General features: G+C 68.3%; 16 protein-coding genes. 9 read left to right on the top strand and 7 right to left on the bottom strand.

All coding sequences use genetic code 11. The annotated features are described in order from the left end of the window. Window positions 1–136: 136 nt before the first annotated feature. The 3 genes from HMPREF2924_RS23820 to HMPREF2924_RS23810 all read left to right on the top strand — a co-directional run bounded on the left by HMPREF2924_RS23820 (window position 137) and on the right by HMPREF2924_RS23810 (window position 4,362). Window positions 137–2,560, top strand: coding sequence for a DUF3772 domain-containing protein (locus HMPREF2924_RS23820; RefSeq protein ID WP_003133274.1), 2,424 nt, complete (start codon window positions 137–139; stop codon window positions 2,558–2,560). A 66-nt stretch (window positions 2,561–2,626) separates the two neighbouring features. Beyond that, window positions 2,627–3,568: a class I SAM-dependent methyltransferase gene (locus tag HMPREF2924_RS23815; RefSeq protein ID WP_003086994.1), complete on the top strand. Its 942-nt coding sequence runs from the start codon at window positions 2,627–2,629 to the stop codon at window positions 3,566–3,568. A 35-nt stretch (window positions 3,569–3,603) separates the two neighbouring features. Further along, window positions 3,604–4,362 carry a nucleotidyltransferase domain-containing protein gene (locus HMPREF2924_RS23810; RefSeq protein WP_003133276.1) on the top strand — a complete coding sequence of 253 codons (759 nt, stop codon included), beginning with the start codon at window positions 3,604–3,606 and terminating at the stop codon, window positions 4,360–4,362. Between the two features lie 19 nt (window positions 4,363–4,381). Here HMPREF2924_RS23810 and HMPREF2924_RS23805 read toward each other — a convergent pair whose 3' ends face one another. Beyond that, window positions 4,382–6,322, bottom strand: a complete 1,941-nt coding sequence (locus tag HMPREF2924_RS23805; RefSeq protein WP_023094799.1) for a UvrD-helicase domain-containing protein — start codon at window positions 6,320–6,322, stop codon at window positions 4,382–4,384. A 170-nt stretch (window positions 6,323–6,492) separates the two neighbouring features. On the opposite strand from HMPREF2924_RS23805, the gene HMPREF2924_RS23800 reads away from it, so the two are divergent. Next, on the top strand, window positions 6,493–6,720 hold the full coding sequence (locus tag HMPREF2924_RS23800; RefSeq protein ID WP_003082927.1) for a hypothetical protein: 228 nt from the start codon (window positions 6,493–6,495) through the stop codon (window positions 6,718–6,720). Between the two features lie 131 nt (window positions 6,721–6,851). Here HMPREF2924_RS23800 and HMPREF2924_RS23795 read toward each other — a convergent pair whose 3' ends face one another. Next, window positions 6,852–7,484 carry a TetR/AcrR family transcriptional regulator gene (locus tag HMPREF2924_RS23795; protein WP_003133279.1) on the bottom strand — a complete coding sequence of 211 codons (633 nt, stop codon included), beginning with the start codon at window positions 7,482–7,484 and terminating at the stop codon, window positions 6,852–6,854. A gap of 92 nt (window positions 7,485–7,576) precedes the next feature. Between HMPREF2924_RS23795 and HMPREF2924_RS23790 the strand changes: the two genes are divergently transcribed. Both HMPREF2924_RS23790 and HMPREF2924_RS23785 read left to right on the top strand, forming a co-directional pair. Continuing rightward, window positions 7,577–8,242: an O-methyltransferase gene (locus tag HMPREF2924_RS23790; protein WP_003133280.1), complete on the top strand. Its 666-nt coding sequence runs from the start codon at window positions 7,577–7,579 to the stop codon at window positions 8,240–8,242. A gap of 77 nt (window positions 8,243–8,319) precedes the next feature. Continuing rightward, window positions 8,320–8,724, top strand: a complete 405-nt coding sequence (locus HMPREF2924_RS23785; protein WP_003086989.1) for an ester cyclase — start codon at window positions 8,320–8,322, stop codon at window positions 8,722–8,724. Between the two features lie 27 nt (window positions 8,725–8,751). On the opposite strand, the gene HMPREF2924_RS23780 is transcribed toward HMPREF2924_RS23785, so the two are convergent. Then, window positions 8,752–12,039, bottom strand: coding sequence for an acetyl-CoA carboxylase family protein (locus tag HMPREF2924_RS23780; RefSeq protein ID WP_023094800.1), 3,288 nt, complete (start codon window positions 12,037–12,039; stop codon window positions 8,752–8,754). Between the two features lie 204 nt (window positions 12,040–12,243). On the opposite strand from HMPREF2924_RS23780, the gene HMPREF2924_RS23775 reads away from it, so the two are divergent. After that, window positions 12,244–13,164, top strand: coding sequence for a LysR family transcriptional regulator (locus HMPREF2924_RS23775; RefSeq protein ID WP_003133284.1), 921 nt, complete (start codon window positions 12,244–12,246; stop codon window positions 13,162–13,164). Between the two features lie 15 nt (window positions 13,165–13,179). Here the strand turns inward: HMPREF2924_RS23775 and HMPREF2924_RS23770 are convergent, their stop codons facing one another. Both HMPREF2924_RS23770 and HMPREF2924_RS23765 read right to left on the bottom strand, forming a co-directional pair. Then, complete coding sequence (locus HMPREF2924_RS23770) at window positions 13,180–13,521, bottom strand: hypothetical protein (protein WP_003086981.1); 342 nt, start codon at window positions 13,519–13,521, stop codon at window positions 13,180–13,182. Between the two features lie 80 nt (window positions 13,522–13,601). After that, a complete protein-coding gene (locus HMPREF2924_RS23765) occupies window positions 13,602–14,234 on the bottom strand; it encodes a response regulator (protein ID WP_003086978.1) in 633 nt (210 codons plus the stop codon). Between the two features lie 145 nt (window positions 14,235–14,379). Here HMPREF2924_RS23765 and HMPREF2924_RS23760 point away from each other — a divergent pair, with 145 nt between their 5' ends. After that, window positions 14,380–16,002: a two-component system sensor histidine kinase gene (locus HMPREF2924_RS23760; protein WP_003133286.1), complete on the top strand. Its 1,623-nt coding sequence runs from the start codon at window positions 14,380–14,382 to the stop codon at window positions 16,000–16,002. Window positions 16,003–16,028: 26 nt separating this feature from the next. On the opposite strand, the gene HMPREF2924_RS23755 is transcribed toward HMPREF2924_RS23760, so the two are convergent. Together HMPREF2924_RS23755 and HMPREF2924_RS23750 are read right to left on the bottom strand one after the other, a co-directional pair. After that, window positions 16,029–16,445 carry a hypothetical protein gene (locus HMPREF2924_RS23755; RefSeq protein WP_003086969.1) on the bottom strand — a complete coding sequence of 139 codons (417 nt, stop codon included), beginning with the start codon at window positions 16,443–16,445 and terminating at the stop codon, window positions 16,029–16,031. Window positions 16,446–16,460: 15 nt separating this feature from the next. Further along, entirely contained in the window at window positions 16,461–16,715 is a 255-nt protein-coding gene (locus tag HMPREF2924_RS23750; protein ID WP_003133288.1) for a hypothetical protein, read from the bottom strand. Between the two features lie 505 nt (window positions 16,716–17,220). Here HMPREF2924_RS23750 and cysC point away from each other — a divergent pair. Then, the gene (cysC, locus tag HMPREF2924_RS23745) at window positions 17,221–17,811 is read left to right on the top strand and encodes an adenylyl-sulfate kinase (protein ID WP_003133289.1); all 591 of its coding nucleotides are present in this window, start codon (window positions 17,221–17,223) and stop codon (window positions 17,809–17,811) included. The last annotated feature ends 55 nt before the right edge of the window (window positions 17,812–17,866 follow it).

The following is a 17,866-nucleotide window of genomic DNA, read 5'->3' as shown; positions in this document are numbered from 1 at the left end:
GGCGGCCAAAAAGGGATCGATATGGCCAGAATCCATGTCCCTTTAGCGCCGCCTGGCGATTATCGACGCGGGGAATTACTCGGCGCCCGCACCGGTCCATACTGCTTGAGCCAGTCAGGATCGAAAGGGGGATTCGATGAGGCGCGCCAGCCTGCATATGTTGCTCTGCCAGTTCGCCATGGCCCTGGGCCTGCTCCTGAGCCTGGGCAGCGAGGCCTGGGCCGCCAGGCCGGCTCCGCAGGCGGCCGTCGACCTGGAAGCGCCGCCCGCCCTGGCCGAGGACGCCAGCCTCGACCAGCTCAACGCGCAACTCGACCTGATCCGCCAGCGCGTCACCGCCGACGCCAGCGACGACCTCCTCGCCGAGTTGCGCCAGAGCGCGCTGCAAGTCCAGCGCCAGGCCGACGCCCTGCTCGCGCTGCGGGTGGCCGACATCGAGCGGCTCGACGATCAGTTGAAAGTGATCGGCCCGCCGCAGCCCGACGAGGCGGAAAGCCTCGCCGCCCAGCGCCAGGCCCTGACCCGGCAGAAGAACGCCCTGCTCGACGACGAACGCCAGGCCACCCAGCTCGGCCAGTCGTCCCGCGACCTGGCAGCACAGATCGTCAACCTGCGCCGCAGCCTGTTCAACTCGCAGATCAGCAGCCGCGCGGCGACACCGTTCAGCCCGAGCTTCTGGTCGACCCTGATCCGTCCCACCGACGACGACCTGCGCCGGCTGGACAAGCTGAAGGCGGAGGCCCTGGTCGCCTTCGACAGCGCCATCGCGCCCGGACACCGCTGGGCCTTCGCCGGAACCCTGCTGGCCACCGTGCTGATCTGGAGCTTCGGCCGCCGCCTGCTGGAGCGCATGCTTACCTGGGCGATGATCCGCTGGCTGCCGGAAGGCCGCCTGCGGCGCAGCGCCCTGGCCCTGGCGGTCGGGCTGGCGACCATCCTGACCATCGTCGGCGCGGTGTCGCTGATGCGCTGGGGCCTGGAAAGCAACGCCAGCCTGAGCCCCGACATGGCCAGCCTGACCGATCAACTGGTGAGCCTGGCGACCTTCTGCGCCTTCATCGCCGGCCTCGGCCGCGCCCTGCTGATGCTGCCGCGACCATCCTGGCGGCTGCCGGCGATCCCGGACAGGATCGCCAGCGCCCTCGGCCCGTTCCCGGCGATCCTCGCAGTGGCGCTGATGCTGGTGGCCACCGAGGAGCGGATCAACAGCGTCACCGGCACCAGCCTGGCCCTGACCGTCGCCCTCAACGGCCTGACCGCGCTGGTCACCGCGCTGATCTTCGCCGCCGCCCTGCTGCGCTACCACCATGTGCGGCGCAAGCACGACCTGGAGCGGCCAGGCGGGATCGCCGGGCTGATCCCCTTCGTCGCCTCGGTATGGATCGCGGCGATCCTCCTCGCCCTGTTCACCGGCTACCTGTCGCTGGCCTACTTCCTCACCGGCAAGCTGCTGTGGATCAGCGTGATCGCGGCCACCACCTACCTGCTGATCGCTTTCTTCGGCGACATCTGCGAAACCCTGCTCTCGCCCAAGCACCCCAGCGGCCTGGCGCTGGCCAATGCGCTCGGCCTGTCGCCGCGCCACCAGGCCCAGGCCAGCACGGTGCTGGCCGGGGTCGGCCGCACCCTGCTGCTGCTCACCGCGCTGCTGCTGGCCTTCCTTCCGGTCGGCTCGAGCCCCAGCGAACTGCTGCAGGGCTTCGCCCAACTGGGCGAAAGCAGCAAGACCCTGGGCAACCTGAACATCGTCCCGCAGGACATCCTGGTCGCCCTGCTGCTGTTCGTCGGCGGCCTGTTCGCCCTGCGCATCGTCAAGCGCTGGCTGAGCGAGCGGTTGCTGCCGGAAACCAACATGGACGCCGGCATGCGCGCCTCGCTGGTGACCCTGGTCGGCTACCTCGGCTTCGTGCTCCTGGCGATGCTGGTGATGTCCACCCTGCGCATCAACCTGACCAGCCTGACCTGGGTGGTCAGCGCCCTCTCGGTAGGCATCGGCTTCGGCCTGCAGGCCATCGTGCAGAACTTCATTTCCGGCCTGATCCTGCTGACCGAGCGGCCAGTGAAGGTCGGCGACTGGGTCAGCCTGGGCGGGGTCGAGGGCGATATCCGGCGGATCAACGTGCGCGCCACCGAGATCCAGATGGGCGACCGCTCCACGGTGATCGTGCCGAACTCGCAGTTCATCTCCCAGACCGTGCGCAACGTGACCATGGGCAATGCCCTCGGGGTGGTCGGGGTGAACCTGACCCTGCCGCTGGACACCGACGCGATGAAGGTCCGCGAACTGCTCTTGCAGGCCTTCGCCGAACACCCGGCGATCCTCGATGCACCGGCGCCCTCGGTGACGTTCAAGGATCTCGCCAGCAACGGCCTGGTGCTCAACGCCAGCGGCTTCGTCAACAGCCCGCGTTCGGTGGCCGGCGCGCGCAGCGACCTGCTCTTCACCATCCTCGACCGCTTGCGCAGCGAAGGCATCGCGCTGTCCTCGCCACAGAGCCTGCTGATGATCCAGGATGGCGGCCCGGCCAGCGCCGCGCCTGCGCCCGCGACGCCCGATTGAAGCGAAGGGGCGGACTGTCCGTCACGCAACGGGTAGAATCCGCCCCTTTTTCAACGCCGAACCGCCATGAATCGCGAAGCCCTCGATACCCTCCTCCAGCACCTGCTCGCCGCGCTGTCCCCGGCGCCGGCGGAGACCCGCCGTCTGTTCCATGGTCGCGGCCGCTGCTGGCCGGGCCTGGAACAATTGACCGCGGACTGGCTGCAGGGCGTCCTGCTGGTGACTCTGTTCAAGGAGCCGCAGCCGGAGGAACTGGAGGCCTTGCGTCGGACCCTGGGGCAACTGACCACGGCGCCGGCCTGGGCTGCGAGCCAGGGCCGGCACCTGGTCCTGCAGCACCGCTACCGCCCAGACAGCGCCTGCGAATGGCTGTCGGGCGAGCCGCTGGAAACCTGGGACATCGTGGAAAACGGACTGCGCTTCCGCCTCGACCTGGGACGCAACCAGAACACCGGGCTATTCCTCGACATGCGCCTGGGCCGCCGCTGGGTGCAGGAGCAGGCCGCCGGCCGCCGCGTGCTCAACCTGTTCGCCTACACCTGCGGCTTCTCGGTGGCGGCCATTGCCGGCGGCGCCAGCCAGGTGGTCAACCTGGACATGGCCCGCGGCCCGCTCAACCGCGGCCGCGACAATCACCGCCTGAACGGCCACGACCTCGGCCGGGTGAGCTTCCTCGGCCACGAACTGTTCAAGTCCTGGGGCAAGCTGCGCAAGCTCGGCCCGTACGACCTGGTGATCGTCGATCCGCCGAGCTTCCAGAAGGGCAGCTTCGTCCTGACCCAGGACTACCGCAGGATTCTCCGCCGCCTGCCGGAACTGCTGGTGCCCGGCGGCACCCTGCTGGCCTGTATCAACGACCCGGCCATCGGCCCCGACTTCCTCCTCGAGGAAACCGCCCGCGAGGCGCCGTCGCTGCACTTCGTCGAACGCCTGGAGAATCCGCCGGAGTTCCCCGATGTCGACCCCGCGGCGGGCCTCAAGGCGCTGCTGTTCCGCAACGCAGGCTGATCGACGCGCAGGCGGCGTGTCGCTAGGCTGTCGGCATGGACATGCCCGATGGCTTCATTCCCCTGCCGCCACGCGTCGAACCGCAGGCGGCCTTTCGCCCCCTGCTCGACGACCTGCGCCGAACCCTGGCCCGGCCTCCGTTCGAGCGGGCCGTGCACAGCGTCTACCTGTACGGCAGCGTCGCCCGCGGCGAGGCCATCACGGGGCGCTCCGACCTCGACCTGACCCTGGTCCTGCGCGACCCGCCCAGCCCCGAATTGGCCGCGCAACTGGAAACCGCGCGCCTGACATTGCAGGCGCGCCACCCGGAAGTCAGCAAGATCGATTTCGATATCGGCCACCTGGACCAGGCCCGCGATCCGGCCAACCGCGATAGCTGGGGCTATTGGCTCAAGCACCGCTGCCGCTGCCTGTGGGGCGAAGACCTGGCCAGCGCCCTGCCGCCCTTGCGTCCGGCGAAAGCCATCGCCCTGGCCCTCAACGGCGACTATGCGCAGGTGCTGGAAGACTATGCGCGACGCCTGGAAAGCGCGTCCTCGGAGGAGGAGCGCCGCCGCCTGCAACGGGAAGCGGCGAAGAAGCTGATCCGCTCCAGCGACATCCTTCGCGGGGAGACGGAGAGCGTCTGGCCGGAGACCCTGGAGCATTACCTGGCGCTGTTTCGCGCGCGGTACCCCGGACAGGCGCCGGCCCTGGAATATTTCAAGGCCGTGCTGGACGGCCAGGCCGAAGACCCGGCGGCGTTCATCGAACGCTTGCGCGCGTTCAGCGCCTGGATGCAGCGCCAGGCGTAGCCCGCCGAGACAGTCGTCCTCAGCGTCGGGCCAACAGGGCCGTGGCGCCCTGGGCCTTGCGCGTGTACCAGAGCACCCGGCTGACGCCACGGGTGATCGCCACGTAGGCCAGGCGCAGGCTTTCGTCCTCCATGGCCTGGTCGTAACTGTTGCGGAAGAAGCCCGATGCCGCGTACAGCGCGTTGCGCAACGGATGCTTCTCGCCCGGCAGGCAGTCGTCGACGACGATCGCCACTTCGGCCTGGAGGCCCTTGGCGCGATGGATGGTCATGCCCTTCACCGGCAGCGCGCGATCCAACTCCGCCTGGATCGCCTGCAACGGCTCGTTGCGCCGGCTCAGCAACAGCACCGCGGTGCGCTCGCTGCTTTCGCGAGCGGCGGCGTGCTCGCACTGGGCGCGGATTTCCGCCAGCAGCTTCGGCAGTTGCGCACGCAGGTCGAAACGCTGCACCAGCTTCACGCCATGGTCGCCCGGCTGGATCGGGCGGAACGCGCGGCAGGTCTTGTCCTGCTTGAAACGCACCCCGGCCAGCACCTTCTCGCCGTCGCGAATGATCGGTTCGACGGAGCGGTAGTTGGTTTCCAGCACCAGCAGCGCGCTCTTGCGTCCCCGCCCACGCGAAGGGAAATGCCGGTCGAAGTCGATGAACAGCTCCGGCGAACTGCCGCGCCAGCCGTAGATCGACTGCCAGTCGTCGCCGATGGCCATCAGGCTCGGCGCGGTGCCCTGGGTCGCCAGGCGACGGTGCAACGCCTGTAGCCAGAGGACGATCTGCGGCGAGACATCCTGGAACTCGTCGATCAGCAGATGGGTGAACGGCGCCAATGCCGTTTCCGCCAGGGCCCCGCCGGCCATCCGCTCGCCGAGCTGCTGGAACGCGGCGTCGAAGGTCATCAGGCCCTCCTCGCGCAACAGTGCCTGGAACCTCGCCCAGAACAGTGCCATGGCTTCGACGAAGATCTTCTCGCGCAACCCGCATTCCAGCTTGCCGCTGTCCAGGCGTTCGACGCGCAGGCCCAGGCTCTCGGCGAACCCGGCCTGGGCATGGAAGGCTTCGTACAGCGGCAGCGCCTGGAACTCGCCGGCCAGCTTGAACGGCTCCAGCGGCGCCTTCGGCTGCCGCCGCGCGCCCTCTTCCGGCTCCGCCGGCGGCGGCAGTTCCAGCAGCTTGTGGGTCTTGGCGCGGAACGCCGGGCTTGCCGCGTAGCACTGCTGGTAGGCCTGCTTCAGCAGGCGCTGCTGGGCCGGACGCAGGCGTCCGGCGGCAAGGGGGTTGTCCGGCTCGGCGGCGGGGTCGCGGTCGTCCAGTTGTTCGAACCAGCGCGGATTGCCGAGCACCTCGCGGGCCAGGCTGCCGAGCGCCGAATGGAAAGTGCGCACGCACTGCCGCGCCTGGGCCGCGTCGAACGGGTATTGCCAATGGGCGAGCACGCGCAGCAATTGTTCGCGCAACTGCGCGCAGGAGGCGTTGGTGAAGGAAATCACCGTCAGCCGCTGCGGCTCGACGCCCAGGTGGCAGAGCATGAACACCACCCGCAGGACCAGGGTGGTCGACTTGCCCGAGCCGGCACCGGCAAAGATCCGCGCCAGCGGCTGGCGGCAGAGGATCATCGCCCACTGTTCCTCGGACGGCGGGCTGACCACGCCGAGCGTCGCGGCCTGCGCCACCTGCTCGCGCATGGCGCGCTCCTGGGATTCGTCGACCTTCAGTGCGGCAGCCGGATAGATTCCCTGCGGCGCGCCCCGCGAGGCGGCAGCGGGCTTGCCGGCGCCCTTCGCAGGCTTGCCGGTGGCCTTGGCCGGAGCCTTCGCGGCGTTCTTCCGGGAGCGGGCCTTGGCCGGCTGCAACAAGGCTTCGCGAGCCTCGCGTTCGGCCTGCAGGTAGGCGGTGGTACGCGGGAAACAACGCGCCAGGGCGCTGGAGAGCATCGACTTGTAGCGCCGTACGGCAGACAGCATCGGGGACCGGTCCAGACAAAGCATGTGGCTGAATCATAAGTGTTTTCCGCCCTCGGCCGACAGTCGGACGCGGACCGCCCATCGCGCCAGGGCAACCCTTGCGCGACCGCGCCGGTCTACCCTTCGGGCCGTGCCGGCCTGCCAACTCAGCGAAAACAAGGAGCCTACCCATGAGCGATTGGGCAATCACCTACAGCAAGGACGAAGCCACCGAGCGTCAAGTCCTGCCGTTCCCCCACAAGCCGAGCCCCGAAGAGGTCGCCGAGCACCTGCTGGAATGGGCCGAGGCCAACCTCAAGCCGGGCCACTACAGCACCGGCAAGCTGGAAAGCGACGAGCCGGCGGAACTGCTGCTGCGCCGCTTCGGCATCGTCGTCACCGGCATCGCCGAAGCCTGATCCCTCCCGCGACCGGCAGGCGCCGGTCGCTTCCGCCGATACACGCCTGCTCCGCCAAGCCTACGCACGCGCCAGCCGCGTACCTGGGGCCGCTAGACCAAGCGACGGTTTTGCTCCGGCCACACGGCACCTCAGCGCTCGCCAAGGGCGGCGAGATAGGCGCAGAGCATATCGGCCAGGGCCTCGGCGTAACGCTCGATCTCCGCCTCGCTGCGTGGCTGTTCGGAGAACTGCTTGCCGACCGCGCCGAGGGTGGTGGTGAGCAATTCGCCGGCCAGGCCGCGCTCGGCCTCGGCGACCTCCGGCAAGGCCTCCCGGAGAAACGCCTGGAACACCCGCGCGCCCTCCGCCTTCACCTCCCGCGCCTCGTCGGCGTCGCGATACAGCGGCGCCGCGTCGCTCAGCGCCACGCGTATCGCCGCCTCTTCGCACTCCGAGCGCACGAATGCCAGCACCAGCCGGCGCAAGCGCGCCAGCGGCGGCCGGGCGGTGTCCTCGAGGATCTCGCCGAGCAGACGCGTGGTGCGCCGCCACTCGTCGCTTTGCAGGCGGAAGAGGATCGCCGCCTTGTTCGGGAAATACTGGTACAGCGAACCGATGCTCACCCCGGCGCGCTCCGCCACCCGCGCGGTGGTGAAACGTTGCGCGCCTTCGCTGGCCAGAACCTGAACAGCCGCCTCCAGGATGCTCGCCACCAGTTCGCTGGAACGGGCCTGCTGCGGCTGCTTGCGCGAGGAAATACGCGGGTTTCGCTTGTCGCTCATGGAAGGCTCCGGAATGCGAATGGCGGAATGCGATGAATCCGTCGCATTCTAGGTCCACGCACTTACGCGCTCAAACATTCCCGGAGCCATCCATGAATACCCTCACCAACGCCCCGCTCGCCGATCTCCTGCAACGCCTGTTCGCCGAAGCCGAGGCCAGCGCACCGGGCGACAGTCCCGCCCTCGCCGACCTCTCGGAGGCCGAGCTGAAGCGCCTCATGGGCAGCAAGACCGAATACCGCGAGTTCTACGGCCGCCTGAAGGACCTGGCGCTGCCCGTCTCCCGCGAAACCGGCAGCCTGCTCTACATGCTGGCGCGCAGCAGCTCGGCGCGCAGCATCGTCGAGTTCGGCACGTCCTTCGGCCTGTCCACCCTGCACCTCGCCGCGGCGCTGCGGGACAACGGCGGCGGCCGCCTGATCGGCAGCGAGTTCGAACCCTCCAAGGCCGAGCGGGCACGGCGCAACCTGGCCGCCGGGGGGCTGCTCGACCTGGTGGAACTGCGCGAGGGCGATGCCCTGCAAACCCTCGCCAAGGACCTGCCGGACAGCATCGACCTGGTCCTGCTGGACGGCGCCAAGGCGCTCTACCCGGAGGTCCTCGCCCTGCTGGAAAGCCGCCTGCGCCCCGGCGCGCTGGTGATCGCCGACAACGCCGAGCATAGTCCCGAGTACCTGGCCCATGTCCGCTCGCCGGCCAACGGCTACCTGTCGACGCCCTTCGCCGAGGATGTCGAGCTGTCCATGCGCCTGGTCTGAAGCCTAGCGACTGACGGCGTCTCGCGGGTTTGCTAGGGTCTGGCTCATGCCGCCCGGACAGCTCGAAGGAGACCCGCATGACCCGTGACCGACTCGCCGAGCGCTACCGCGCCTACATCGACTGCCTGAACCGCCAGGACTGGGCGCGCCTGGGCGACTTCGTCCATGACCGGGTGCGCTACAACGACGTGCAGATCGGACTCGACGGCTACCTGCGGATGCTCGAAGGCGATTTCCTGGCAATCCCCGACCTGCGCTTCGAGATCGAACGCCTGCTCGTCGATCCGCCGGGCGTCGCCTGCCGTCTGCACTTCGACTGCACACCCAGCGGCCGGCTGTTCGGCATCCCGGTCAACGGCCAGCGGGTACGCTTCGCCGAGAACGTCTTCTACGAATTCGAAGACGAGCGCATCGCCGGCGTCTGGTCGGTGATCGACAAGGCGGCGGTCGCCGCGCAGGTTCAGGCGACGCCGTCGTCCTGAGGCGCCAGGGCACTGCGGGCCGACCATCTACCAGGTATCCACGAACGGCCGCTTGCGCCCCGCCCTCGGCGCCGGTTCTCCAGCGACGGCCAGGCCGCGCAGGAGCCAGGCGCGGGTCTCCGCCGGGTCGATCACCGCGTCGATCTCCAGGTAGCTGGCCATGTTCAGCGCCTTGCCGTTGCGGTAGGCCTTGTCGACCATGCCGCGGAACAGCGCCTCGCGCCGCTGGGGGTCTTCCTCGGCCGCCAGCTCCTTGGCGAAGCCCAGCCGCACCGCGCCTTCCAGGCCCATGGCGCCGAACTCGCCGCTGGGCCAGGCGACGGTGAACAGCGGCGAATGGAAGCTGCCCGCCGCCATGGCCTGGGCACCCAGTCCGTAGCCCTTGCGCAGGACCACGGTGAAGAACGGCACCGTCAGGCTGGCGGCGCTGACGAACATCCGCGAGACGTGGCGCACCGTGGCCTGTTTTTCCGCCTCCGGGCCAACCATGAAGCCAGGGGTGTCGCAGAGCGAGACGATCGGAATGTCGAAGGCGTCGCACAACTGCATGAAGCGCGCGGCCTTGTCGCCGGCCGCGGCATCGATGGCGCCGCCGAGATGGCCAGGGTTGTTGGCGATCAGGCCGAACGCCCGGCCCTCGATGCGCAGCAGCGCGGTGACCAGGCCGGGAGCGAACTGGCGCCGCAGTTCCAGCACGCTGTCCCGGTCGGCCAGGACCTCGATCGCCTGGCGGATGTCGTAGGCACGCAGGCGGTTCTCCGGCACCAGGTGGCGCAACTCGCGCTGGTCGGCGCAACTCCAGTCGGCCAGCGGGCCCTGGAAATAGCCGAGGTAGCGCCTGGCCACCGCGACCGCTTCGGCCTCGTCCGCCACCAGTACGTCGATCACTCCGTTGGGCCCCTGCACGCCCGTCGGACCGACCTCCTCGGCGGCGAAACGGCCCAGGCCGCCGCCCTCGATCATCGCCGGGCCGGCCATGCCGATGGTGGCGTCGCGGGTGGCGATGATCACATCGCAGCAGCCCAGCAACGCGGCATTGCCGGCGAAGCAGCGACCGGAGACCACTCCCACCAGCGGCACCAACCCGGAGAGCCGGGCCATGCCGACGAAGGTATGGCAATCGAGGCCAGCGACGCCGACGAAATCGGTATCGCCCGGGCGCCCGCCGCCGCCCTCGGCGAACAGCACCAGCGGCAAGCGCCACTGTTCGGCCAGGCCGAGCAGGCGGTCGGTCTTCTTGTGGTTCATCACCCCCTGGGTGCCGGCGAACACCGTGTAGTCGTAGGCCAGCACCAGGCAACGCGCGGCCTGCGCGCCGAAGCTGGCGGCCCCCACCGTACCGGTGCCGGCGACCAGGCCATCGGCGGGGCTCAGCTCCAGCAACTCCTCGGCGGAGCGCCGGCGACGCTGGGCGGCCAGGGCGAAACCGCCATATTCGCTGAAGCTGCCCTCGTCCAGCAGGTCGAGCACGTTCTCCCGCGCGGTACGCTGTCCGGTCTTGCGCCGCCTGGCCAGCGCCTGCGGACGACGCTCGTCGCCCAGCGCTGCCTGGCGCTCGAGTACCTCGGCGAGATCGGCGCGGATATGCGCCAGGTCCAGCGCCTGTTCGGTCGGTGCCTGCTCGTCGTCATCCTCCGTCGGTTCGAGGAACAGCAGCGTCGCGCCCTCCTCCAGAGGCTCCCCGAGGCTCGCCGCGAGCCGCCGGACGATACCGCCGCCGGGTGCCTTGACCTCGAACTCCATCTTCATCGCTTCCAGGATCGCGACCCGCTGGCCGGCACGCACCCGTTCGCCCTCGGCCACTTCCAGGGCCACCAGCACCCCGCTGCTCGGCGCAGGCAGCGGCAGGCTGCCGAGTGGCGCCTCGACCCGCGCAGGCGCGGCGTCCTCGGCGAGCGGGCACTCGGCGCGGAGCCGCGGATGGCTCGCCGGGATAGGCGCCAGCAGTGTCTCCAGGTGGCTTTCGACGAAGCGGGTGTCGACCCGGTTGGCCTGTACCGCCGGATGCAGCAGAAGGTTGCGCAGCAGGTCCAGGTTGCTCGCCACGCCCTCCAGGCGGAATTCGCAGAGCGCCCGGTAGGCCCGGCGCAACGCGGCGGGATAATCCGCACCGCGCACGACGAGCTTGGCCAGCAGCGAATCGTAGCTGGGGCTGACCCGATAGCCGGCATAGCCGTAGCCGTCCACCCGCAGGCCGGGACCGCTGGGCGGTTCGTAGGCGCCGATAGTGCCCACCGCCGGACGGGCGCTGCCGTCGGCCGCCAGGGTCTCCAGGTTGATCCGCAGTTGCACCGCGCAGCCGCCGATCGCCGGCGGTCGCTCCAGGCCGAGGGCGGCAAGCTCCATACCGGCGGCGAGACGCAACTGGGCGTGCAGCAGGTCGACCCCGGTGACTTCCTCGGTGACGGTATGCTCCACCTGGATGCGCGGATTGGCTTCCATGAAATAGAAGTGCCCGGGGCGCTCCTCGTCGACCAGGAACTCGAAGGTACCGATCCCCCGATAGCGCACCGCGCCGGCCATGCGCAGGGCGCAATCGATCAGCGCCTCGCGGGTGGCCTCCGGCAGGTCCGGGCTGGGCGCGATCTCCAGCAGCTTCTGCTGGCGCCGTTGCAGGCTGCAATCGCGCTCCCAGAGGTGGCTGACCGCACCGCTGCCGTCGCCGAGCACCTGCACCTCGATGTGCCGGGCCCGCGCCACCCGTTGCTCGACGTATAACTCGTCCCGGCCGAACGCCGCCTGCGCCTCGGCACGGCAGCGGCGGTAGGCATCGGCCAGTTGCGCGACCTCCTCCACCGCGCGCATGCCACGTCCGCCGCCGCCGGCAAGAGCCTTGAGCATCACCGCGGCGCCATCGCCCAGCCCTTCCAGGAACGCCTCGGCCTCTTCGACGCTGACCGCGCGGTTGATCCCGGCCACCAGCGGCACCTCCAGGCGCTCGGCCAGGGCACGCGCGGCAGCCTTGTCGCCGAACAGGTCGAGCACTTCCGCTTGCGGCCCGACGAAGTGGATGCCCGCGCGCTGGCAGCGCCGGGCGAATTCGCCGTTCTCGGCGAGGAAACCGTAGCCCGGATGGATTGCCTCGCAGCCCTGCTCCAGGGCCAGCGCGACCAGCCGATCCATGTCGAGATAGGCCGCCACGCCACGGCCGGCCAGCGGCAGCGCGACATCGGCCTTGCGCACGTGCAGGGAAGCGGCATCGTCCTCGGCGAACACCGCCACCGAGCGGATACCCAGGTCGGCGCAGGCGCGAGCGATGCGAATGGCGATCTCGCCGCGGTTGGCGATCAGCAAGGCGTTGAAGGGAGCGGTCACGGCAGGTTCTCCGGGGAGCGGGTCAGGCGGCCGGCGAAAGGAGCTGGCCCGGCGGCGCGTTGGTCATCGTCGCAGGCATCTTAGGCAGCCGAAGGAAGCGGCAGAACTGAGGCTTATTCATCGACATCCATGAAGCCTATGCATGGTTCTATCGGCGAGCATGCCTGCTAGGCTGGCGCCTTCCCCAGACAGGCGCGCGCAAACATGAATCAGCCACATGAATGGTCGCCCCTCAGCCGTTTCGATCTGAACCTGTTCCGGGTCTTCGAAGTGGTCTATCGAGAACGCAACCTGACCCGCGCGGCGGGCCTCCTGCATCTCAGCCAGTCGGCCGTCAGCCACGCCCTGGCGCGCCTGCGCGACCAGCTCGGCGACCCGCTGTTCGTCCGCCAGGGGCGCGGGGTTGCGCCGACGCCGCTGGCCGATCGACTGGCGCCGGGCATCCATGACGCCCTCGCCGGCCTGCACCGCAGCATGAATCGCTGCCAGACATTCGACCCTCGGCGCGACGCGCGGACCTTCCAGTTGAACATGCCGGAGCAACTGGAGCCGCTGGTGCTCCCGGCGATCCTCGACCACCTGCGCCAGGCCGCGCCGCGCATCGAGATACGCTGCAACAGCCTGCACTGGGCGGACCTGAAGGCGGAACTGGGCGCCGGACGCATCGACCTCGCCATCGAGATCGCCCGGCCCACCGACGCCGCCCTGCGCCGCCAGCACCTGCTCGACGATAGCCTGTGCGTGATGGCCGGGCCGGGCTTCGCCGGCGAACTGAGTGCGGAGGAGTACCTGGCGGCGGACCATGTCGCGGTGACCTCGCGGCGACGCGGCATCTGCATCGAAGACCTGGCCCTCGGCCACCTCGGCCTGACCCGCCAGGTGCGCCAGCGCTGCCAGCACTACCTGTCGGCGGCGTTGCTGGTGGCCCAGGGCGGCTACCTGCTGACCCTGACCCGAGGCTACGCCGAACTGATCAACCGCGGCCTGGGCAACCGCCTGCTGCCGATGCCGCTGGCCCTGCCAGCGGTGACTCTAAATCTCTACTGGTCGCGCCAGGCCGACGACGAAGCCGGCAGCCTCTGGCTGCGCGGCGAACTGGCGGAGCTGGCGACGCGCCTGCGCTGAGCGCGGGCGCTGCGACTAGGGCTTCGCCGCCTTGGCGCGGGCCTTCTGCAGCCACTGCCCGGCCTTCGCCGAACACTCCGTGACATAGGTCGTATCGATCGCGCAGCGCTCCCCGGTGGCCTTGAGCAGGTAGGCGGCATCGGCTACCTCGTAGTCGGTGTGCCGGCGCGGCGTACCCTTCGCCTGGGATTCGCGTTCGTCCTCGCGGATGTCGCAGTACAGCGCATTGCTGCGGGCGAACAGTTCGAGGCACTCGGCATCCTTGCCCAGCAACGGGTTGGCGCTGTCCTCGGCGGACTTGGAGCAGCCGCCGAGCAGCAGGCAGGCGCAGGCGATCGTGGCAAGCGGGCTACGCATGTGTCCGTTTCCTTGGCCATGGAGAGTGCGCCATTAAAACAGCCCCGGCGCCTCGGCGCATCCGCGGCGTGCCCATGGTGCTACTCCGCATCCCCCTGCCCCAGCAGCGCCCGGTACTTCACCGCCGCCGCGGTCCGCGACGGCACGTCCAGCGCCCGCAGCAGCGACGACACATGGATGCGCACCGTGTAGTGGGAGATGTCCAGGGCGCGGCCGATCTCCTTGTTGCTCTTGCCTTGGGCCAGCAGGCGCAGGACATCCAGTTGGCGCTCGGTGAGCCCCTCCAGGCGCGGGCTGGGCTGCAGCGGCAGGAGGCCGGAGGGTTCGTAGCGCACCAGCACTTCCCCGGCGCGGATGGCCAGAATCGCCTGGCCGAGTTCCTCGGGCGCGATGCTCTTGCCGAGGAAGCCGTCGGCCCCTGCGTTCATCACTTCGCCGATGAGCTGCGGGTCGTCGACCATCGAGACGACGATCAGGGTGGTGCGCGGGAACCGGCGGCGCAGGTCGGCGAGCATCTCGATGCGGGTCAGGCCGGGGAAACGCAGGTCGAGGATCAGCGAATCGGGCTGCTCGCCTTCGCCAGCCAGGCGCAGGACCCCGGCGAGATCGCCGGCCTCCTCGATCCTGGCCTCGGGCAGCAGGCGCTGGAGGATACTCAGCATGCCCTCGCGAAACAGCGGATGATCATCGGCGACGATGATGCGGCCAGTCATTCTTGTAGTCTCCAGGAGTCGCAGTTTCCGCCGCGCATGCTACCTTAGCCCGCTACCGCCGCGCCCACCCTTCGTCCGTCTTCGTGACGAAGGGGGCGAAACAGAGGAAAAGGCGCGCGGCGCTCCCATGCACACGGAGGTGCACATGAAGTTCGAGAAGAATACCGAGCTGGACCAGGCCAACCTGCGACTGATCGTGGCCACCTGCGCGATTCTCTACGTGGTGCTGATCGGCCTGCTGCCCGGCCTGAAGGTCGAGACCTACCTGCCGATCGTTGCCTACTACGGCCTGTTCCTGATCGCCTCCATACTGCTGCGCCAGGCCATCGTGCGCTGGCCGGGGCACTACCCGGCGCGGCGGATCTTCTGCATGCTGCACGACTACGCCGGCACCTCGTTCGGCCTGATCGTGGGCGGCGAGGCGGCGCTGCCGCTGTACGCGGTGATGGTCTGGATCAACCTGGGCAACGGCATGCGCTACGGCTCGCGCTACCTGGCCATCGCCACCGCCCTGGCGCTGCTCGCGCTACTGGTCATCTATCGCCTGACCCCGGCCTGGCAGGCTCAGCCGTTCATGGTGCTGATGCTGATGACCACCAGTACCGTCATTCCCTTCTACGCGCACCTCCTGCTGGAGCGCACGCGCAAGGCCACCGAGGAAGCGTCGCAGGCGAACCAGGAGAAATCGCGCCTGCTGGCCCAGGCCAGCCACGACCTGCGCCAGCCGATCCACTCCATCGGCCTGTTCACCGCCTGCCTGCGCGACGCCCGCCTGGGCGACGAGGAACGGCGCCTGGTGGACAACATCGACCGCTCGCTGCTCAACGTCTCGCAACTGTTCCGCTCCATCCTCGATCTCTACACCCTCGACAACGGCCGGCTCCAGCCCAAGCAGGAGAACGTCCACCTGGGCGAGTTGCTGCGCGACCTGGTCCGGCGCAACGCCGAGGCGGCGCGCTGGGCCGGGGTGGAGTTGCGCCTGCGCCCTTGCCGCCTGTGGACGCGAACCGATCCGGGGCTGCTGTCGACCATGCTGCAGAACCTGCTCTCCAATAGCCTCAAGTACGCCGCCGAGCGCCCGCTGCTGATCGGCGTGCGGCGGCGAGGCGACGGCCTGGCCGTAGCCATCTACGACCAGGGCCGGGGGATCGCGGAGGAACACCTGCCGCGGGTGTTCGAGGAGTTCTACCGGGTACGCGAGACCCGCGACCGCGACGTCGAGGGAATCGGCCTGGGGCTGTCCATCGTCCGTCGCCTGGGGCAGTTGACCGGGATCGAGGTGACGCTGCGCTCGCGGGTCGGACGCGGCACCGCGGTGACCCTGCACGGCCTGCCGGCGGTCGCCGCGCAAGCCCTGCCCCGCCGCGACGATCCCCTGCAGGCCGGCCTGCTCACCGGTTTGCGGGTGTGCCTGGTGGAAGATGATCGCAACGTCCTGCGCGCCACCTCGGCGTTGCTCGAACGCTGGGGCTGCACGGTCCAGGCGGAAACCGAGGCGGACGGCTGGCGAACCGATTGCGACATCCTGGTCGTCGACTACGACCTCGGCCCCCACGCCTCCGGCGTCGAGTGCATCGAGCGGGTACGGCGGCAACGCGGAGAGGCGATACCGGCGCTGGTGATCAGCGGCCACGACATCGAGCGTATCCAGGCCAGCGTCGAAGACACCGACATCGCCCTGCTCTCCAAGCCCGTGCGCCCCACGGAATTGCGCGCCACCCTGCGCGCCCTGCGCGAGCGCCCGGAGACCGCCAGCCACGCTTCCTGAGGCAAGGCAGGTCGAGGAGCGCAGGCCTACGGCGGGCCGTACTTCATGCCGGCGCAGCCGTGGGACAGCAGCAACTCGCCGTCGTCGGCCTCGAACTGGGTGATCCGCTTGCTCTTGTCGACGGTGACGGAAATGATGCAGCGATTGGGGTGGTTGACGGTATCCCAGTAGTTGGTGTTCACCATCACGTTGCCCTGCATCTCCGAGCTGGAGCCCACCACTTCATAGCGGGAATAGCTGGTGTCGGTGTACCACTGCATCACCACCTGCGAGCCGTCGGCGGTGCGCTCCATGTTCTGCGGCGTACCGAAGAAGGCTATCGCTTCCTCGGCGGAACGGCCCTTCCACTGGCTGCGGGCATAGACCTCGGGCAGCGTGTCCATCTGGATGCAGCCGCCCAGGGAAAGCGACGCCAGTAACGGCGCGATGAATATCCGGCGCATGGGTTGACTCCGTGTCTAAGGGTTCTTCGGCGGGTTGCCAGGCAGCAGATCGAAGGCTCGCAGGCCCGGCGCGGCGTCCTGCCCGGACGCTTGCGCGCGGTTCGCCTGCTCGGCCACGGCCATTCCGCGCGGTGCGGCGGCAGGTTTTCTCGACGCCGCAAGCGAACGCCCACCGGCGAAGAACAATTCGCGCGCCGGCTCGTCGCCGCTGCCGAAGCGCCACCAATCGCTGGCCTCCGGGCCGGTGGCGAGTGCGGATTGCCGAGTCATGGTTCCTTCCAAATCGCGTGCGTCCTGCACAACCGGTTTCCGCGAAACGCGGGGATCAAGGGCGGGACTATAGCGTCGCGGCGAAGAAGGTCGAATAGCACAGAGGTACTATTTTCTCGGCTCGTCCGATCGGGAAGTCACCTGCGGTGAGTTCCGGTCGAAGCTGCGCCATTCCATCGACCAACTCTGCGCCCCGGAAAACGCTGGATGCGTTCCCCTGTTTTCTCGGTCTCCAACAGCACCCTCGCGACCGAACACTGCACGGCCATGGCTGGAAGACAAATGAAACCAGCCACTTGCTTAAATACCTAAGGGAAAGAACATCCTACTGAAAATAAAGAAATTTCTTATACGCACTTATTTGGCGCAACGTTAACTTAACTAACTGCACAAACACGCCCTGACCGCGCATTAGAAGAAGTACCGGCCTCCAACGGAATCCAACTCCAACTTCGGGAGGTCCCCCTTCCCATGCAGTTAACCAATCCTCCAGGCAGAAACAGCGATGAACCCTCGTGAACATGGAAAACGATCGATCGATAACGAGACACGCAGTGCGCTCAAGCGCCAACGCCCAGCGGTCATCTGGCTGACCGGGTTGAGTGGCGCTGGAAAATCCACTATTGCGAATGCCCTGGAACTAGCGCTTTTCGAACAGAAGAAACATACGTTTCTCCTGGACGGCGACGATCTCCGCCTTGGCCTGTGCCGAAACCTTGGCTACAGCGACGAAGATCGCACCGAGAACATTCGAAGAATCGCGGAAGTGGCAAAGATCCTGCTGGAAGCCGGCCTTATCGTGATCGTTGCAACCATCTCGCCATTTTCGCGAGACAGGCGCCTCTCTAGGGAGCTTATCGGCATCGAGCATTTCATCGAGGTCTTTGTCGACACGCCGCTCTCGGAATGCGAGAGAAGAGATCCCAAAGGCCTGTACAGGAAAGCACGCTCGGGCAAGATCGAAAACTTCACCGGGATCGACTCGATCTACGAAACGCCCGCACAGCCGAACATAACGATCGATACGCTTTCAGAAGACCCCGACCTGGCGGTGAAGCGAATCATTTCCTACCTGGAGACGAACCAGCCATCCTGACAAGATGACTGGGCCTGGAGGCACGAACCGTCCGCAACACCACTTCCAGCTTGCG

The sequence above is a fragment of the Pseudomonas sp. HMSC063H08 genome (genome assembly GCF_001813645.1).
Classification (GTDB): Bacteria; Pseudomonadota; Gammaproteobacteria; order Pseudomonadales; family Pseudomonadaceae; genus Pseudomonas; species Pseudomonas aeruginosa.
The sequence above is the reverse complement of the archived record's forward strand: the minus strand, read 5'-3'. Positions and strand labels throughout refer to the sequence as shown.